Annotated in this window: 12 protein-coding genes; 5 read left to right on the top strand and 7 right to left on the bottom strand. The window is 70.3% G+C overall.

Annotated features, from left to right (window positions below; genetic code table 11):
* Window positions 1-4: 4 nt before the first annotated feature.
* The gene (locus OG698_RS23480) at window positions 5-193 is read left to right on the top strand and encodes a DUF397 domain-containing protein (RefSeq protein ID WP_406105204.1); all 189 of its coding nucleotides are present in this window, start codon (window positions 5-7) and stop codon (window positions 191-193) included.
* Here OG698_RS23480 and OG698_RS23475 read toward each other — a convergent pair.
* The 7 genes from OG698_RS23475 to OG698_RS23445 form a co-directional block, all read right to left on the bottom strand.
* Window positions 183-1,604: an FG-GAP-like repeat-containing protein gene (locus OG698_RS23475; protein WP_406105202.1), complete on the bottom strand. Its 1,422-nt coding sequence runs from the start codon at window positions 1,602-1,604 to the stop codon at window positions 183-185. The two genes, OG698_RS23480 and OG698_RS23475, sit on opposite strands and share 11 nt — an antisense overlap.
* Window positions 1,605-1,654: 50 nt before the next feature.
* Window positions 1,655-3,103, bottom strand: coding sequence for an FG-GAP-like repeat-containing protein (locus OG698_RS23470; RefSeq protein ID WP_406105201.1), 1,449 nt, complete (start codon window positions 3,101-3,103; stop codon window positions 1,655-1,657).
* Window positions 3,104-3,125: 22 nt separating this feature from the next.
* Window positions 3,126-4,529 (bottom strand): FG-GAP and VCBS repeat-containing protein, encoded by a 1,404-nt coding sequence (locus OG698_RS23465; protein ID WP_406105200.1) that lies wholly within the window; start codon window positions 4,527-4,529, stop codon window positions 3,126-3,128.
* Window positions 4,530-4,604: 75 nt separating this feature from the next.
* The gene (locus OG698_RS23460) at window positions 4,605-6,077 is read right to left on the bottom strand and encodes an FG-GAP and VCBS repeat-containing protein (RefSeq protein ID WP_406105198.1); all 1,473 of its coding nucleotides are present in this window, start codon (window positions 6,075-6,077) and stop codon (window positions 4,605-4,607) included.
* Between the two features lie 199 nt (window positions 6,078-6,276).
* A complete protein-coding gene (locus tag OG698_RS23455) occupies window positions 6,277-7,653 on the bottom strand; it encodes an FG-GAP repeat protein (RefSeq protein ID WP_406111236.1) in 1,377 nt (458 codons plus the stop codon).
* Window positions 7,654-7,820: 167 nt separating this feature from the next.
* On the bottom strand, window positions 7,821-9,113 hold the full coding sequence (locus OG698_RS23450; RefSeq protein WP_406105197.1) for an FG-GAP repeat domain-containing protein: 1,293 nt from the start codon (window positions 9,111-9,113) through the stop codon (window positions 7,821-7,823).
* A gap of 224 nt (window positions 9,114-9,337) precedes the next feature.
* The gene (locus OG698_RS23445) at window positions 9,338-11,620 is read right to left on the bottom strand and encodes a (Fe-S)-binding protein (RefSeq protein ID WP_399968939.1); all 2,283 of its coding nucleotides are present in this window, start codon (window positions 11,618-11,620) and stop codon (window positions 9,338-9,340) included.
* 275 nt (window positions 11,621-11,895) lie between these two features.
* Between OG698_RS23445 and OG698_RS23440 the strand changes: the two genes are divergently transcribed.
* From OG698_RS23440 to dnaJ, 4 genes are all read left to right on the top strand, one after another.
* The gene (locus tag OG698_RS23440; RefSeq protein ID WP_406105195.1) at window positions 11,896-12,927 is read left to right on the top strand and encodes an MraY family glycosyltransferase; all 1,032 of its coding nucleotides are present in this window, start codon (window positions 11,896-11,898) and stop codon (window positions 12,925-12,927) included.
* Between the two features lie 159 nt (window positions 12,928-13,086).
* On the top strand, window positions 13,087-14,940 hold the full coding sequence (gene dnaK, locus OG698_RS23435) for a molecular chaperone DnaK (RefSeq protein WP_100596430.1): 1,854 nt from the start codon (window positions 13,087-13,089) through the stop codon (window positions 14,938-14,940).
* On the top strand, window positions 14,937-15,629 hold the full coding sequence (grpE, locus tag OG698_RS23430; protein WP_329571932.1) for a nucleotide exchange factor GrpE: 693 nt from the start codon (window positions 14,937-14,939) through the stop codon (window positions 15,627-15,629). The genes dnaK and grpE overlap by 4 nt, the downstream gene beginning before the upstream one ends.
* Before the next feature lie 33 nt (window positions 15,630-15,662).
* Window positions 15,663-16,853: a molecular chaperone DnaJ gene (gene dnaJ, locus OG698_RS23425; RefSeq protein ID WP_406105193.1), complete on the top strand. Its 1,191-nt coding sequence runs from the start codon at window positions 15,663-15,665 to the stop codon at window positions 16,851-16,853.
* Window position 16,854 lies beyond the last annotated feature (1 nt).

The following is a 16,854-nucleotide window of genomic DNA, read 5'->3' as shown; positions in this document are numbered from 1 at the left end:
CCTCATGGCCCAGGAGATCGTGTGGCAGAAGTCCTCGTACTCCGGCGGTCAGGACGGGCCCGACTGCCTCGAACTCGCCACACACGAAGGCGCCGCCCTCTTGAGGGAGAGCGACGCCCCGGGTGACGTGCTCAGGACCCGGCCGGAGGCGCTGGCGGGGCTGATACGTCGGGTGCGGCAGATCAGCCGGTGAGGACACTTCCGAAGTCCCCGCCCGTGGCGGACAGGCCCACGGAGCCGGGGCCGTAGCTCACCACGCCGCTCGTACCGGCACCCGCCGATGTGCCGCGCAGGTACCAGAGCGCGCCCGCGCCGGCGTTCTCGTTCTGGGCGCCGATGAACAGGTCGGCGCGGTTGTCGGCGTTGACGTCGGTGAGTTGGACGGCCCAGCCGAAGCGGTCGACGTCCTCGTTCGCGCCCGGGATTCCGGCGGAGTCCTGATGGAAGTTCTGTACCCCGGACGTGGACAGGCCGGTCGGGGTACCCCTGAGGACGAAGACCTGGCCGGTGGTGGTGGCACTGCCGATGGACTCGTCCGAGGATCCGATCGCGACGTCGGCGAGTCCGTCGCCGGTGATGTCGCCCACGGAGACGGCGCTGCCGAACGCGTCCTCGTACTCGTCGGATCCGGGGATACCGGAAGTGCTCTGGTTGATGACCTGGTTCGGCTCCGCGGAGATGCCGTCGACGCCGCCGCGGAAGATGTTCACGCTTCCGCCGCCACTGGCCCAGCCGTTCAGGTCGTAGGGGCTTCCGAAGACGAAGTCGTCGTAGCCGTCGCCCGTGATGTCGCCGATGGCGAGGTGTTGCCGGTTGGTGCTGTCGCCGTCGTCCAGGGACGCGGCGAGCGTGAGGCCGTCGGGCCCGCTCTCGTAGACGAGGCTGGACCACATTCCGCCGACGGCCAGGTCCGAGGTGCCGTCGCCGTTCAGGTCGCCGGACGCGAGTTGGTAGACGCCGTGACCGTTCCCGTCCACGGTGGTGGCGAGGGAGAGCTTGCCGCCGTTGCCGCCCGCCTTCGTCATCCCGGCCTTGTAGATCCACACGGCGGTGCCGGTGCTGCCGATGGCCAGGTCGGTCCTGCCGTCGCCGCTGAAGTCGCCCGCCGCGAGCGACTGCCCGAAGTTGTCGTGCTTGGTGGGTGCGGGGTCCGGGACGGTCGTGCCGCCGGACAGGCCCGAGGCGCTGCCCCAGAGGAGGGTGACGGTGCCGCCGTCCGTGTCGTCTCCCACGTCCTCACCCGGAGTGCCCACTGCGAGGTCCGCGTAGCCGTCCCCGTTGAAGTCACCCGTGGCGGTGGCCGAGGCGAACACGTCGTTCTTCTCAGCGGATCCGGGGACACCGGAGGAGTTCTGGCTGATGACTTTCCGGTGGTCGGCGGTGATGCCGGAGACGGATCCGTACAGCGTGACGACGGTGCCGGCGCGGCCGGCGCCGCCGACCGAGGCGCCCGGGGCCGAGACGGCGAGGTCCCGGTACCCGTCCCCGTTGAAGTCCCCCTGAAGTCCGGAGGGCGCGGCGGAAGCGGGGGCGGACGGCAGGGTCAGCGGGGTGAGGCCCGCCGCGACGAGGGCCGCGAGGGCCGTGGTGGTGCGTAGGCGCATGGGAGTCCTTGGGGGGAGAGGAGAGAAGAGAGCCTCTGGTGTCACCGGTATCAAGGGGCCTGCACGGCCGACCAGTTGGTGTCGCTGGTGGTGGGCAGGCCCACCGTTCCCGCCATCACGCTGTACGAGCTGCCGAGGCTCACGCCGGTGGACGTGCCCTTGAACACCCAGATGCCGCCGGTGGAGCGCGTGGCACCGGGGGCGAGTTCGCCGGGTGTGCCTACCACGAGGTCCGCACGGCCGTCCTTGGTGAGGTCGGCGAAGCGTACGGTCGTGCCGAAGGCGTCCCCGTGCTCAGCCGTGCCGGGGACACCCGTCGAGTTCTGTGTGATGGCGTAGGAGCCCGCGCCGGTCGGTCCGTCGGGACCGCCGGGGACGATCACGACCTGGCCGGCCTGCCGGACCGACCCGAGTGTCTCGCCGGGCGCACCGACGGCGATGTCGCCGAAGCCGTCGTGGTTGATGTCGGCGACGCTCACGTCCGTTCCGAAGGTGTCGTCGGACTCGGAGGCGCCGGGCACGCCGGGCGTGGACTGGTTGATGAGGATCGGCTGTGCCGCGGGGTCGATGCCCTGCGCGCTTCCCGGCCAGATTGCGATCTGGCCGCCGTCGTGGCCGGTGCCCTCCTGCGGCGTTCCGTCGACGGTCATGTCACCGGGGTCGCCGAGGACGAGATCGCCGTACCCGTCACCGTTGACGTCTCCGACGGTGGCGTTGCTCGCGTCGGTGGACAGGGGCGGGGGGTTGGAGCTGGACACCCGGTTGATGTAGACGGCGCCCATTGGGTGGTCGCTCAGGGGGACCGAGACTTCGATCTGGTCGGAATAGTTGTCGGAGAGCCGGCCGGTCACGATCTTCTCGGTCGAGGGGCCCTGGATGCGTTCGGACCTGCTGTAGGCCTTGCCGGTACGGGTGATGGGGCCCTGCAGTGTCCACACCGAGCAGCCACCGGCGATGTGCATCCACGGGCGCGGTGCCGGCGATACGGGGACAGCGGCCAGGTCGACTCCGAACGCGCAGCCGGAAGGGTCTCCGGCGCCGTACGTGAGTGGCAGGACGGTGCCGGAGCCCAGCCCCTGCGCGCTGCCCCAGACGACGGTGACGGAGCCCTTGTTGAACGCGCCGTCGGTGTCCTCGTCCGGCGTGCCGACCACAAGGTCGGCGTAGCCGTCGAGGTCGAGGTCGGCGGAGGCCACGGATCCGCCGAAGTGGTCGGCGGTCTCGGGCGAACCGGGAATCCCGGTGCTCGCCTGGGTGATCAGCTTGCGCTTCGTGGCCGAGGGCCCTGAAGAGGTGCCGTACAGCACGACCACCGCGCCGGCCGCCTCGTGGCCGGATACGGTGGCCTGTGGCGCGGCGACCACGAGGTCGCGGTACCCGTCCCCGTTGAAGTCGTCGGCGTACTTGGCGGACGCCGCCGTCGCGGGGGTGGGCAGGGCGAAGGGGGTGAGGCCGGCGGCGAGGAGGGCGGCCGCCGCCGTGGCGACGCGTATGCGCATGGGGTGTGTCTCCAAGGGGGTGTCAGTTGGCGATGACCGAGCCGAGGCCTTCGTAGCCGCCGGTGAAGCCCAGCTTGTCCGCGCAGATGTAGAACGAGCCGGTGATGGACGTGCCGCGGGTGTTCCATGTGCAGCCGGTGGTGTTCTCGCCGGCGATGCCGACCGTGAGGTCCGCCTTGCCGTCGGCGTTGTGGTCGGACAGGCCCACCGCGTAACCGAAAGCGTCCCCGCCTTCGGCCGCGCCGGAGACTCCCGCGGTGTCCTCGTGGATGGCGAGGGATCCCGTACCGGAGGGGCCCTGGGCCGAGCCGAGCAGTACGGTCACGGCGCCTGCGTTGCCCTTGCCGTTGATCTCTTCGCCGGGTGTGCCCACGACGACGTCGCTGTAGCCGTCCTTGTTGGTGTCGGCGGCGGCGATCGAGTAGCCGAATTCGTCGCCGGACTCGCCAGTGCCGGGCACGCCCGTCGTGTCCTGGTTGATCAGGGTCGGGATCTGGCCCGGATCGATTCCGGACGGACCGCCATACCAGACGGAGATTTCACCACCGCGGTGACCGCCCGGCTTGTCCGTGTCCGGATCGTCGTAGTCGCCGAGGACGAGGTCGCCGTATCCGTCGCCGTTGGTGTCACCGATCGCTCCGACCGTGCCGTCGGCGTGGGTCAGTTCGGTGTGCGTGTACTGGTCGTTGTTCCAGTTGTCGAGATACACGCGGCCGCCCGGATCGTTGCTGTACCGGCCTGGGAGCATGACGCGCTCTGCGGAGGCATCGCCGTCCACGTTCCCGACGGCAGCGGTGTGGACGGTGCCGAGGAGGTGGTCGTGGTCCTTGCCTGCGGGGGTGCCTGTCCGGGTGAACGGGCCGTAGAAGTACTGAGCCGAGCAACGGGATCCGACGACGATGTCGGGGGCGCCGTTGCCGTCCGTGTCACCGGTGGCGAGGCCTTCGGCGAAGGTGCAGCCCTCGTCCGGGACGGTCTCCGGCTGGATGGTGGTGCCGGACCCGAGGCCGGATGCGCCACCCCAGACCACGGTGAGGCTGCCGCCGTCACGGTCGGTGCCGACGTCCTCGCTCGGGTCGCCGATGAGTAGGTCGGCGTATCCGTCACGGTCCAGGTCCGCCGTCGCGAGCGATTCACCGAATGCGTCGCCCATTTCGGGAGTGCCGGGAATCCCGGATGTGGCCTGCGTGATGACCTTGCGGCGGTCGGCGCTGATGCCGTTCGCGGAGCCGTAGAAGACGACCACCGCTCCGGCGACGTCCTTGCCCGAGACGGCTGCGCTGGGGTCGGCGACGGCGAGGTCCCGGTACCCGTCCCCATTGAAGTCCCCCTGAAGCCCGGAGGGCGCGGCGGACGCGGAGGTCAGCGGCAGGGTGAGCAGGCCCGTCGTGAGGGCCGTTGCCAAGAGGAGGGTGCGCTTGCGCAAAGGTGCTCCAGGGGGACTGAGTCGGGAATGGGCCCGCACCGAAGCGGTGCGGGCCCAACGAGCTGGCAGAAAGGGCTAGTTCGCCGCGTTTCCGCCGAGCTCCGGGTAGCCGTCCGTCGAGACTCCCACCGACGTCGCCGACAGGGAGCGGGCGCCCGTCGTGGTGATCTGCGTGCCGCTGGAGGGCAGGTAGATGAGCGCGCCGTTGTAGTCGTTCTCGCCCAGCGCGCCGACCGTCAGGTCGGACTTGCCGTCGCCGTTGACGTCGGTCAGCTTGACCTCGTTGCCGAACTGGTCGTCCTTCTCGTCCGTGCCGGGGACGCCGGTCGTGGACTGGGCGAAGAACTGGCCGCCGGTGGACGTGTCGATGCCGTTCGCCGAGCCGTAGAGGACCGTGACGGAGCCGGTGTTGACGACGCCGCCCAGGTTCTCGCCCGGAGCGCCGACGGCGAGGTCCTGGTAGCCGTCGCCGTTGATGTCGCCGAGCGTGAGCTCGCCGCCGAAGTCGTCGCCGCGCTCGGAGCCGCCGGGCACGTTGCCGGTGTCCTGCGAGATGGCGGTGGTGGTGGCGGGGCCGGTGGCCGAGCCGTAGGTGATGTTGACCTTGCCGCCGGTGACGGACTCGGGGACGGAGGGGGTGTCGTCCGTGGACGGGTCCCACTCCTGGCCGGTCACGATGTCGCCGAAGCCGTCGCCGTTCACATCGCCGATGCCGGTGATGACGCCGCGCTTCAGCTCCGTGGCGGACGAGCCGTCGAGGCCGGCCGCGGAACCGGGCACGTAGTAGTTCGTGTTCCAGCCGTAGTCGCTGGTGGTCTCGAAGCCGTCGACGACGAGGTCGGTCCTGCCGTCGTTGTTGACGTCGCCCGCGGTGAGGTTGAGCGGTCCCGTGCCGCCACCCGACATGATCGGCGGCTTGACGGTGTAGCGGCCGCCGGACGTGCCTGCGCTGTTGATGCCGCCCTTGTAGACGTAGATCGTGCTCGACGTGGAGCCGACCGCGAGGTCGTCCTTGCCGTCGCCGTCGAAGTCGCCGGCGGCGAGCGTCTTGCCCCACTGGTCGTGGGAGGAGACGGCCGGGTCCGCGATCGTCGTGCCGCCGGTGAGGCCCGACGCCGAGCCCCACGTGATCATGACGGTGCCGCCGTCGGTGTCGCCGTCCACGTCCTCGTAGCGGGCGGACACGGCCAGGTCGTCGTAGCCGTCGTCGTTGAAGTCGCCGTACGCGCTGACCCAGCCGAAGCCGTCGTTGGTCTCGGCGGTGCCGGGGACGCCCGTCGTGTTCTGGCTGACGGTCTTGCGGGTGGCGGCGTTCAGGCCGTTCGCGGAGCCGTACAGGGCGACGAACTGGCCGGCGCCCTTCTTGCCGCCGACCGTCGCCCAGCCGGCGGAGAACGCGACGTCCCCGATGTGGTCGCCGTTGAAGTCGGCCTCGTGGTGGTGGACGGAGTCGGCGGCGAGGGCCGAGCCCGTGGAGAGGGAGAGCAGCCCGCCCGTCAGCGCGACCGCGGCGGCCGAGGCGAGGGCGATACGTATGTGTTTGTGCATGCGGGATTCTCCTGCAGCATGCGGGGATGCCTGGCGGGCATCCGCAGTCAATGGGGTGCGTTCCGCCGGTGTTTGCCGGGAGTTGTCCCAGGCATTGCCGTGCGGTTGGCGAACAGGAGACTCGTAGTGGGGCCGGAGGGTTGTATGTGGTTCACAGTTATTTCCGGCCGCCCGGGATTTCGGTGTTCCCGGGGCCCGTTCAGCGCAGGACGGTCCCGAAGGCGCGCCCCGCTCCGCTCGTCGCCGTCCCGAAGTCCGCGCCGTTGAAGGACGTGGCGTACGACGTGGTGACGTACGGGACCGCGCCGCGCAGGACCCAGACGGCGCCCGCGTCGGCCGAGGTGCCGATGTCCTCGCCGTTCGCGCCGATCGCCAGGTCGGCCCGGCTGTTCTTGTTGATGTCCTTGAAGCGCAGGGACGAGCCGAAGTGGTCGCCCGCCTCCGGGACGCCGGGCACCCCGGCCGTGTCCTGGTGGTAGGCGCGGCCCGCGCCGAGCCCGCCGGTGCCGCCCTTGAGGACGGTGACGCTGCCCGTTCCCGTGACCGTGCCGACGCTCTCGCCGGGCGCGCCCACGGCGACGTCCGCGTACCCGTCGTGGTCGAGGTCACCGGCGCTCACGGCGGCGCCGAAGCGGTCCTCCGGCTCGTCGGCGCCGGGCACGCCCGCGGAGTCCTGCGTGTACGTCTTCGTGGCCCCGAAGGAGCCCTGCGCGCCGTAGCGCACGGTGACCGAGTTCGCGGCGGCGTTGCCGGTCACGAGGTCGGTGTAGCCGTCGCCGTTCACGTCGGCGGCCGCGGCCGCTTCCCGGGTGGCGCGCGGGTCGTCGCCCTCGGCGAGTACGCCCGAGTAGTAGCCGATGTCGCCGACGCCGCCCTTCATGTACACGGTGTACGGCTTGCCGTCGGCGCGCTCCCCGTAGAGGACGTACGTGTAGCCGTCCTTGGAGAGGAACGTGGCCGCCTCCATGCCTTCCAGGCGGACGTCCTCGGGCAGGAAGTCGACCTCGGGGGCGATGGCGCGGGTCGGGTCCGCGCTCTCGGCGTAGTACCACCAGCTGTCGGAGCTGATCACGGCGAGGTTGGCGGACCCGTCGCCGTCGATGTCGACGAAGGAGGCGGCCTCACCGAAGCGTTCGGTGCCGGTGGTGGGGGAGTTGAGGACCTTGGCGCCCCGGTCGAAGGCCCTGGGACCGCCCCAGACGATGGTGACGGAGCCCGTGGTGTTGCCGGTGACCCGCTCGCCGGGCGCGCCGACGATCAGGTCGGCGTAGCCGTCGTCGTTGACGTCGCCCGAGGTGACGTTCTCGCCGAACTCGTCCTCCGGCTCGGTGACGCCGGGCACCCCGACCGTGCTCTGGGTGACGGTCACGGCGTGGGACGGGCTCACGCCGCTCGCGGAGCCGAACGTGACCGTGACGGAGTTCGCGCCCGGGGTGCCGACGGCCAGGTCGCGGTAGCCGTCGCCGTTGAAGTCGTCCTTGAGCGTGGTGGCAGCGGAGGCGGTTCCGGCGAGCGGAAGGGTGAGTCCGGCCGCCGTGACGACGGCGGCACCTGCGGCGATGACGAGCTTGCGCATACGCACGAGAAGCACTCCCGGAAATGGGGGGAAGGGGTTCCGGGGGTGTGACTCGTGAGGTGAGGGGATGGTTGTGTCCAGGTGGCCGTGCGGTGAACGGCGGATACGGGGCGCGGCGGACGCCGGCGGCACGGAGTGCAGCGCACGCAGGCCCGGCCCGCCCGCTCTCAGAACTCCGCTGTGGAGAAGGTGACTTGAGGCTTTCCGGCCAGGAGTGCGCCGCCCTCGACTCCGGGGTACACGGCGATCGTGTCCGTGCTCTCGCCGCGGTACGTGCGGACCACGAGGTCGGCGCGGCCGTCTCCGTCGAAGTCGGTCGCCTCGAGGACCTGGGTGGTGCCGGCGGCCCGGGGGGTGACGGTCACGGCCGCCCTCCCGGTCGCGGGCAGGACCTTCGGGGCCTTCGACGCGCCGCCGGACACGACGAGTTCGGCCACGCCGTCCCCGTCGAAGTCACCCGCGGTGATGGCCGTTCCGGTGGCCTTGAGGGCGGCGGCGCCCGGCCGCGAGAGGGTGACGCCGGAGGTCGTGAGCAGCGCGGTGTCCGCGCCGGCGCCCTTGGTGAAACGGCCCACCGCGAGGCCGCGGCCGGACGGCAGCGCGGCGCCGGAGCGAGCCGGTCCCTGCGGGCCGCCCAGGACGATCCGGGACGGTGACGAGCCGCGGGAGGTACGGCGTACGAGGAGGTCGTCGTACCCGTCGCGGTCGACGTCGAAGGCGGGACCCACGGGTACGTTGCCGGGTGCGGTCAGCGGCTTGCCGGCCGCGCGCGGGGCGCCCTTGCGCGTGAAGGGGCCGCGCAGGAAGCTCAGCCGCCCGCCGCTCGCGTGGACCGTGAGGTCGACCGAGCCGTCCCCGTCGAAGTCGCCGCACACCGGCTGGTCCGGCCAGTCGTTGCCGAACCGCGCCTGGGCGGGGACGACGAGCTTCACGCCCTGGTGGGTGAGCCCGTCCGGGCCGCCGAACAGGATCTGCAGCGGCACCGGCGGCTGCCCCTGCCCGTCGAACGGCGGATCGGTCGACACGACCAGATCGGTGAAGCCGTCCTTGTCGAGGTCGCAGCTCGCCTCGGAGTCGAACGCGGCGGGCGTCTCGCCCTCGGTCGGCGCCGCGTACTTCGCGGGACGCAGCAACTGCCGCGCCCCGGGCACGAGTCCGTGCCCCTTCTTCCCGTACACGACCCCGATCCCGGCGTCGTCCCCGAGCCCGTCGTGCACGAGATCGTCCAGTACGAGGTCGGGGGCGCCGTCCCCGTTGAAGTCGTCCGGCACCTTGCTGCCGCGGCCGTGCGGGACGGGGAGCGCGGCGCCGGACCTGCCGGTCATGGCCACGGGGCGGTGCTTGGCGGCGGCGGGCTTGTCGTCGCCGCCGCAGCCGGTGACGGCGGCGACCATGAGCAGGGTGCACCCCGCCGCGGCCCCGCGTATCGCGGCGCTGCGGCCGCCCCGTTTGCCCACCATCGCCTCTGACCCCGCCCGCCTCATGCGCCACTTGACCCGTTCATGATGCCGCCGGGGTGGGGGAGGGGGTAGGGGCGGGGCCTGCCGGTTCGGTCACGGAGCGCGGCCCCTGTCCCGTAAACGCCCCTCCTGTGTCCTGTAAACGGCCCCGCGAACGCCGAAGGGGCCGACCGGGTCTCCCCGGTCGGCCCCTCCGCGTACGTCGGTACGGAACTACGGAACCGCTACTTCACCGGCTCCGGCTCCGGCGCGTCCTCGGTCTCCTCCGAACCCGCCGGGTCGATCGGCGTCTTCACGGAGTCGAGCAGGAGCTGGGCCACGTCGACGACCGTGACGGACTCCTTGGCCTGGCCGTCGTTCTTCTTGCCGTTGACGGAGTCGGTCAGCATGACGAGGCAGAACGGGCAGGCGGTGGAGACGATGTCGGGGTTCAGCGACAGCGCCTCGTCAACACGTTCGTTGTTGATGCGCTTGCCGATCCGCTCCTCCATCCACATCCGCGCGCCGCCGGCGCCGCAGCAGAAGCCGCGCTCCTTGTGGCGGTGCATCTCCTGCTGACGCAGGCCCGGGACGGCGTCCATGATCTGACGCGGGGGCGTGTAGACCTTGTTGTGACGGCCCAGGTAGCACGGGTCGTGGTAGGTGATCAGACCCTCGACCGGCGTGACCGGGACGAGCTTGCCCTCGTCGATGAGGTGCTGGAGCAGCTGGGTGTGGTGGATTACTTCGTAATCGCCGCCGAGCTGCGGGTACTCGTTGCCGATGGTGTTGAGGCAGTGCGGGCAGGTCGCGACGATCTTCTTCGCCGACTTGGGCTTCGCCGACTCGGCGACGACCTTGCCGTCGTCGTCGAGCTCCTCGCCGAACGCCATGTTCAGCGCCATGACGTTCTCCTGGCCGAGCTGCTGGAACAGCGGCTCGTTGCCCAGGCGACGCGCGGAGTCACCGGTGCACTTCTCGTCGCCGCCCATGATCGCGAACTTGACGCCCGCCATGTGCAGCAGCTCCGCGAAGGCCTTGGTGGTCTTCTTCGCCCGGTCCTCCAGCGAGCCGGCGCAGCCGACCCAGTAGAGGTACTCGACCTCGGTGAGGTCCTCGATGTCCTTGCCGACGACCGGGACCTCGAAGTCGAGCTCCTTGAGCCACTCAAGGCGCTGCTTCTTCGCCAGGCCCCAGGGGTTGCCCTTCTTCTCCAGGTTCTTGAGCATCGTGCCCGCCTCGGACGGGAACGCGGACTCGATCATCACCTGGTAGCGGCGCATGTCGACGATGTGGTCGATGTGCTCGATGTCGACCGGGCACTGCTCGACGCAGGCGCCGCAGGTGGTGCAGGACCACAGGACGTCCGGGTCGATGACGCCGTTCTCTTCGAGGGTGCCGATCAGCGGGCGCTCGGCCTCGGCCAGCGCGGCGGCCGGGACGTCCTTGAGCTGGTCCTCGGTCGCCTTCTCCTCGCCCTCCATCGACTTGCCGCCACCGGCGAGCAGATAGGGGGCCTTGGCGTGCGCGTGGTCGCGCAGCGACATGATCAGGAGCTTCGGCGAGAGCGGCTTGCCGGTGTTCCAGGCGGGGCACTGCGACTGGCAACGCCCGCACTCCGTGCAGGTGGAGAAGTCCAGCAGGCCCTTCCAGGAGAACTGCTCGACCTGGCTGACACCGAAGACGTCGTCCTCGCCCGGGTCCTCGAAGTCGATCTCCTTGCCGCCACTGGTCATCGGCTGCAGCGCGCCGAGGGCCGTACCGCCGTCCGCCTCACGCTTGAACCAGATGTTCGGGAACGCGAGGAAGCGGTGCCAGGCGACACCCATGTCGGTCTTCAGGGCGACCGTGATCATCCAGATGAAGGAGGTCGCGATCTTCAGCCCGGCGAAGAAGTACGTGAGGTTCTGCAGCGTGGAGACGTCCATGCCGCGGAACCAGGAGACGACCGGGTACGAGACGAAGAACGAGGCCTCGTAGCTGTCCACATGGTGCTGGGCGCCCTCCAGGGCGTGCAGCGTGAAGATGCAGATGCCGACGATGAGGATGACGGCCTCGACGAAGTACGCCTGACCGGTGTTGGACCCGGTGAAGCGGGACTTGCGGCCCGGCCGGTCCGGCCGGTTCAGCTGCCGGATGACGATCAGCGTCAGGATCCCGAGGGCCGTCATCGTGCCGAGGAACTCGACGAAGACGTTGTACGGGGCCCATTCACCGATGATCGGGAGCAGCCAGTCGGCCTGGAAGAGCTGGCCGATGGCGTTCACGATCGTCAGCAGCAGCGAGAAGAAGCCCACCGCCACGAACCAGTGCGCCACGCCGACGATGCCCCAGCGGTTCATCCGGGTGTGGCCGAGGAACTCCTTGGCCACCGTCACGGTGCGCTGTACGGGTTCGTCGGTGCGGGTGCCGGCGGGGACGTTCTGGCCGAGCCGCATGAAGCGGTAGATCTGCGCGATGGCTCGGACGAACAGTGCGACGCCGACCACGATCAGGACCAGCGACACGATGATCGCGGCGAGTTGCATTCGGGGGCTCCTCGGGCCTGCGAGGGTGGATATTCAGCGATTACTAAGCGGTAACTTATTTCAGTCCATGCTGAGACTACCCACTTGTGTGGCCGCACTGTAGCCAGCAGGGCGGTGATCTGCGTCGCTGAGGTCACCCTCGGTCGACAGCGAAAGCAAATCGTGTTATTCACCCCATATTGCGACATAAGCGACTAGCTTATGAAGGTCTCCGGCCGGGCGTGCCCCTCCGGTGTCACCCCGATACCGCAAACCGAGCTGACGGGACGTCCGCCGTGTCCTACGGGATCGCCGCCGCCGCGACCGCCCTGCTGGCGGCCTCCGCCCTCACCGCCCTGCTCCGTCTCGTCGCCCTGCGCACCGGATTCACCGTCCGGCGGGTGGGCCGCACGGGGCGGCGGACGCCGCGCCTGGGCGGCGCCGCCGTCGCCACGGTGACGGCCGTGGTCGCCACCGTCGGAGCCTGCACCGGACTCCTTCCGCTCGGCTCCGGCGCGCTGACGCTGCTGATCGCGGCCGGGGCCGTCGCCGTGCTCGGGTTCCTCGACGACGTGCGGCCGGTGGGGGCGCGGGCCCGCGTCGTCGTCGAGGCGGGGGCGGCGACCTTCGTCGTGCACACCTCTCAACTCGGCTTTCTGGTCGGCGCGCTGGCCGTCCTGTGGATCGTCTTCGTCACCAACGCCTGCCGGCTCTTCGACACCTCGGACGGGGCGCTCGGCACCGTCGCCGTCGTGACCGCGCTCGGCCTGAGCGCCTGCGCCACCACCCAGGGGCTCGGCCCGCTCGCCGCCACTCTCGGGGTGCTCGCGGCGGCGCTCACCGGCTTCCTCATGCACAACTGGTACCCCGCGCGGATGCACCTGGGGAGCTGCGGGTCCCTGTTCACGGGCTTCCTGCTGGCGTCCGCCGCGGTCCTGGTGAACGCGGGCCACGAGGCGCTGCCCGGCGCGGGCTCGCTGTTCGCCGTGACGGTCGTGGTGACGGCGGACGCGGCCCTCGTGGCGGTGTCGCGGCGGCGCGCGGGGCGGCCGCTCTTCCAGGGCGGCGCCGACCACATCGCGCACCGGCTCCGCCTGCTCGGCCTCACCCCGCGGGGCGTGGCGGTGGTGCTCGGCGTCGCGTCGCTCGCCGGTGCGGTGACCGGACTCCTGCTGCACGACGGGACACTGGATCCGCTGGCCGCGCTGTGGCCGCTCTGCGCGGCGGCCGGGTCGGTCGCCGGGCTGCTGCGGGTGCCGGTCTACGGGGTGCGGCGGCGGGCTCACCGGCCCGTACGGACCGCTGTTGTGGACGTCGCAGGTTCATGACGAAGGTCCCGACGCGGTAGCTGACCTGCGCGTATCTCCTGGCTGCCATAAGGGCCACATAAAAGTTGAGTCGGCTCGACTCAGCTCTGTTGACTGAAAAGCGGTCGTCATGCATCCTTGAGCCAGATCCACTCAAGTAGTCATGCTGGAGGAATTGAAATGGCACGTGCGGTCGGCATCGACCTGGGCACGACTAACTCCGTCGTCAGCGTTCTCGAAGGCGGCGAGCCCACCGTCATCACCAACGCCGAGGGCGCCAGGACCACGCCGTCCGTCGTCGCCTTCGCCAAGAACGGTGAGGTGCTCGTCGGAGAGGTCGCGAAGCGCCAGGCGGTCACCAACGTCGACAGGACGATCCGTTCGGTCAAGCGCCACATGGGCACTGACTGGAAGATCGAGATCGACGGCAAGAGCTTCAACCCGCAGCAGATGAGCGCCTTCATCCTGCAGAAGCTGAAGCGCGACGCCGAGGCGTACCTGGGCGAGAAGGTCGCGGACGCGGTCATCACCGTCCCGGCGTACTTCAACGACTCCGAGCGCCAGGCGACGAAGGAGGCCGGCGAGATCGCCGGTCTGAACGTCCTGCGCATTGTCAACGAGCCGACGGCCGCTGCCCTGGCCTACGGTCTCGACAAGGACGACCAGACCATTCTCGTCTTCGACCTCGGTGGCGGCACCTTCGACGTCTCGCTGCTCGAGATCGGCGACGGCGTCGTCGAGGTGAAGGCCACGAACGGCGACAACCACCTCGGTGGTGACGACTGGGACCAGCGCGTCGTCGACTACCTGGTCAAGCAGTTCAACAACGGCCACGGCGTGGACCTCTCCAAGGACAAGATGGCGCTCCAGCGCCTGCGCGAGGCCGCCGAGAAGGCCAAGATCGAGCTCTCGTCCTCGACCGAGACCACGATCAACCTGCCCTACATCACGGCGTCCGCCGAGGGCCCGCTGCACCTGGACGAGAAGCTCACGCGCGCCCAGTTCCAGCAGCTCACGTCCGACCTTCTGGAGCGCTGCAAGACGCCGTTCCACAACGTCATCAAGGACGCGGGCATCCAGCTCTCCGAGATCGACCACGTCGTTCTCGTCGGTGGCTCGACCCGTATGCCCGCCGTCGCGGAGCTCGTCAAGGAGCTGACCGGCGGTCAGGACGCCAACAAGGGCGTGAACCCGGACGAGGTCGTCGCCATCGGCGCCGCCCTGCAGGCCGGTGTCCTCAAGGGTGAGGTCAAGGACGTCCTGCTCCTCGACGTGACCCCGCTGTCCCTCGGCATCGAGACCAAGGGAGGGATCATGACGAAGCTCATCGAGCGCAACACCACGATCCCGACCAAGCGTTCCGAGATCTTCACGACGGCCGAGGACAACCAGCCGTCCGTGCAGATCCAGGTCTACCAGGGCGAGCGCGAGATCGCGGCGTACAACAAGAAGCTCGGGATGTTCGAGCTCACCGGTCTGCCGCCGGCCCCGCGTGGTGTCCCGCAGATCGAGGTCGCCTTCGACATCGACGCCAACGGCATCATGCACGTGACCGCGAAGGACCTGGGCACGGGCAAGGAGCAGAAGATGACCGTCACCGGCGGCTCCTCGCTGCCGAAGGACGAGGTCGACCGGATGCGCCAGGAGGCCGAGCAGTACGCGGACGAGGACCACCGTCGCCGCGAGGCCGCCGAGACCCGTAACCAGGGCGAGCAGCTCGTCTACCAGACGGAGAAGTTCCTCAAGGACAACGAGGACAAGGTCCCCGGCGAGGTCAAGACCGAGGTCGAGGAGTCCATCGCCGAGCTGAAGGAAAAGCTCAAGGGCGAGGACACCGCCGAGATCCGCACCGCCACCGAGAAGGTCGCCGCCGTCTCGCAGAAGCTGGGCCAGGCCATGTACGCCGACGCCCAGGGCGCGCAGGCCGCGGGCGGTCCCGAGGCCGGAGCCCCGGGCGACGAGCACAAGGCCGCTGATGACGACGTCGTCGACGCCGAGATCGTCGACGAGGACCGCAAGGACGGTGCCGCGTGACGGAGGAGACCCCGGGCTTCAGCGAGAGCGACGAGCCTGACGTCCCCTCCGGCGCCACCCCCGACGACGCCGAGCCGAAGGCCGCTCCCTCGCCCGACAAGGGCGAGGGGGCGGCCCCGGCCGGGGACGCAGCAGCAGGAGCCGCTTCGGCGGTTCAGAACGTAGGCCTGACGGCCCAGCTGGACCAGGTACGCATGGCGCTCGGCGAGCGCACCGCGGACCTCCAGCGGCTCCAGGCCGAGTACCAGAACTACCGTCGCCGGGTGGAGCGGGACCGGGTCACGGTCAAGGAGGTCGCGGTCGCGGGCCTTCTGACCGAGCTCCTTCCCGTACTCGACGACATCGGCCGTGCCCGCGAGCACGGCGAGCTGGTCGGCGGCTTCAAGTCGGTCGCCGAGTCGCTCGAGATGGTCGCCGCCAAGATGGGGCTCCAGCAGTTCGGCAAGGAGGGCGAACCCTTCGACCCGACGATCCACGAGGCCCTGATGCACTCGTACGCGCCGGACGTCACCGAGACGACCTGCGTCGCGATCCTGCAGCCGGGTTACCGGATCGGCGAGCGCACCATCCGCCCCGCGCGGGTGGCCGTGGCCGAGCCGCAGCCCGGGGCCCAGCCGGCCAAGGGCGAGTCCGCCAAGGACAACGGCGCGGCCGACGACGAGGAGAGCGGTGGCCCGGACGAGGGCTGACGTCAGTAAGCAGCGAGAGGAGGGACGTCGAGGATGAGCACGAAGGACTTCATCGAGAAGGACTACTACAAGGTCCTCGGCGTCCCCAAGGACGCCACCGACGCCGAGATCAAGAAGGCGTACCGCAAGCTCGCCCGTGAGAACCACCCCGATGCCAACAAGGGCAACGCCAAGGCGGAGGAGCGCTTCAAGGAGATCTCCGAGGCGAACGACGTCCTCGGTGACCCCAAGAAGCGCAAGGAGTACGACGAGGCGCGCACCCTGTTCGGCAACGGCGGATTCCGTCCGGGGCCGGGCGGGCCGGGCGGCGGCTCCTTCAACTTCGACCTGGGCGACCTCTTCGGAGGCGGCGCCCAGGGCGGTACGGCGGGGGGTGCCGGCGGGTTCGGCGGCGGACTCGGGGACGTCTTCGGCGGCCTGTTCAACCGGGGCGGCGCGGGCACCGGCGCGCGCACGCAGCCGCGCCGCGGTCAGGACATCGAGTCCGAGGTCACCCTCAGCTTCACCGAGGCGGTCGACGGGGCGACGGTGCCGCTGCGCATGTCGTCGCAGGCGCCCTGCAAGGCCTGTTCCGGCACCGGCGACAAGAACGGCACACCGCGCGTGTGCCCGACCTGCGTCGGCACGGGCCAGGTCTCGCGCGGTGGCGGCGGCGGTTTCTCGCTGACCGACCCGTGCGTGGACTGCAAGGGCCGCGGCCTGATCGCGGAGACCCCCTGCGAGGTCTGCAAGGGGTCGGGCCGTGCGAAGTCCTCCCGGACGATGCAGGTCCGCATCCCGGCCGGCGTCTCGGACAACCAGCGCATCCGGCTGCGCGGCAAGGGCGCACCGGGCGAGCGGGGCGGCCCCGCGGGCGACCTGTACGTGGTCGTGCACGTGGACTCCCACCCGGTCTTCGGCCGCAAGGGCGACAACCTCACGGTCACGGTCCCGGTCAGCTACCCGGAGGCCGCGCTCGGCGGCGAGGTCAAGGTCCCCACGCTCGGCGGGCCCCCGGTCACGCTCAAGCTGCCCCCGGGCACGCCGAACGGGCGGACGATGCGGGCCCGCGGCAAGGGCGCCGTCCGCAAGGACGGCACCCGTGGCGATCTGCTCGTCACGGTGGAGGTCGCGGTCCCCACGGATCTGACCGACACCGCGAAGGACGCCCTCGAGGCGTACCGAAAGGCGACTGCGGAGGACGATCCGCGGGCAGAACTGTTCCAGGCCGCGAAGGGAGCATGAG

Origin of the sequence: Streptomyces sp. NBC_01003 (genome assembly GCF_045162695.1) — a bacterium.
Taxonomy (GTDB): Bacteria; Actinomycetota; Actinomycetes; order Streptomycetales; family Streptomycetaceae; genus Streptomyces.
The sequence above is the reverse complement of the archived record's forward strand: the minus strand, read 5'-3'. Positions and strand labels throughout refer to the sequence as shown.

What these genes read in the sequence shown, in the direction of transcription:
- dnaJ (WP_406105193.1), top strand. Translation starts at nt 15,663, where the DNA reads ATGAGCACGAAGGACTTCATCGAGAAGGACTACTACAAGGTCCTCGGC.
- OG698_RS23450 (WP_406105197.1), bottom strand. Translation starts at nt 9,113, where the DNA reads ATGGTGGGCAAACGGGGCGGCCGCAGCGCCGCGATACGCGGGGCCGCG.
- OG698_RS23470 (WP_406105201.1), bottom strand. Translation starts at nt 3,103, where the DNA reads ATGCGCATACGCGTCGCCACGGCGGCGGCCGCCCTCCTCGCCGCCGGC.
- OG698_RS23475 (WP_406105202.1), bottom strand. Translation starts at nt 1,604, where the DNA reads ATGCGCCTACGCACCACCACGGCCCTCGCGGCCCTCGTCGCGGCGGGC.
- OG698_RS23460 (WP_406105198.1), bottom strand. Translation starts at nt 6,077, where the DNA reads ATGCACAAACACATACGTATCGCCCTCGCCTCGGCCGCCGCGGTCGCG.
- dnaK (WP_100596430.1), top strand. Translation starts at nt 13,087, where the DNA reads ATGGCACGTGCGGTCGGCATCGACCTGGGCACGACTAACTCCGTCGTC.
- OG698_RS23455 (WP_406111236.1), bottom strand. Translation starts at nt 7,653, where the DNA reads ATGCGCAAGCTCGTCATCGCCGCAGGTGCCGCCGTCGTCACGGCGGCC.
- OG698_RS23480 (WP_406105204.1), top strand. Translation starts at nt 5, where the DNA reads ATGGCCCAGGAGATCGTGTGGCAGAAGTCCTCGTACTCCGGCGGTCAG.
- OG698_RS23445 (WP_399968939.1), bottom strand. Translation starts at nt 11,620, where the DNA reads ATGCAACTCGCCGCGATCATCGTGTCGCTGGTCCTGATCGTGGTCGGC.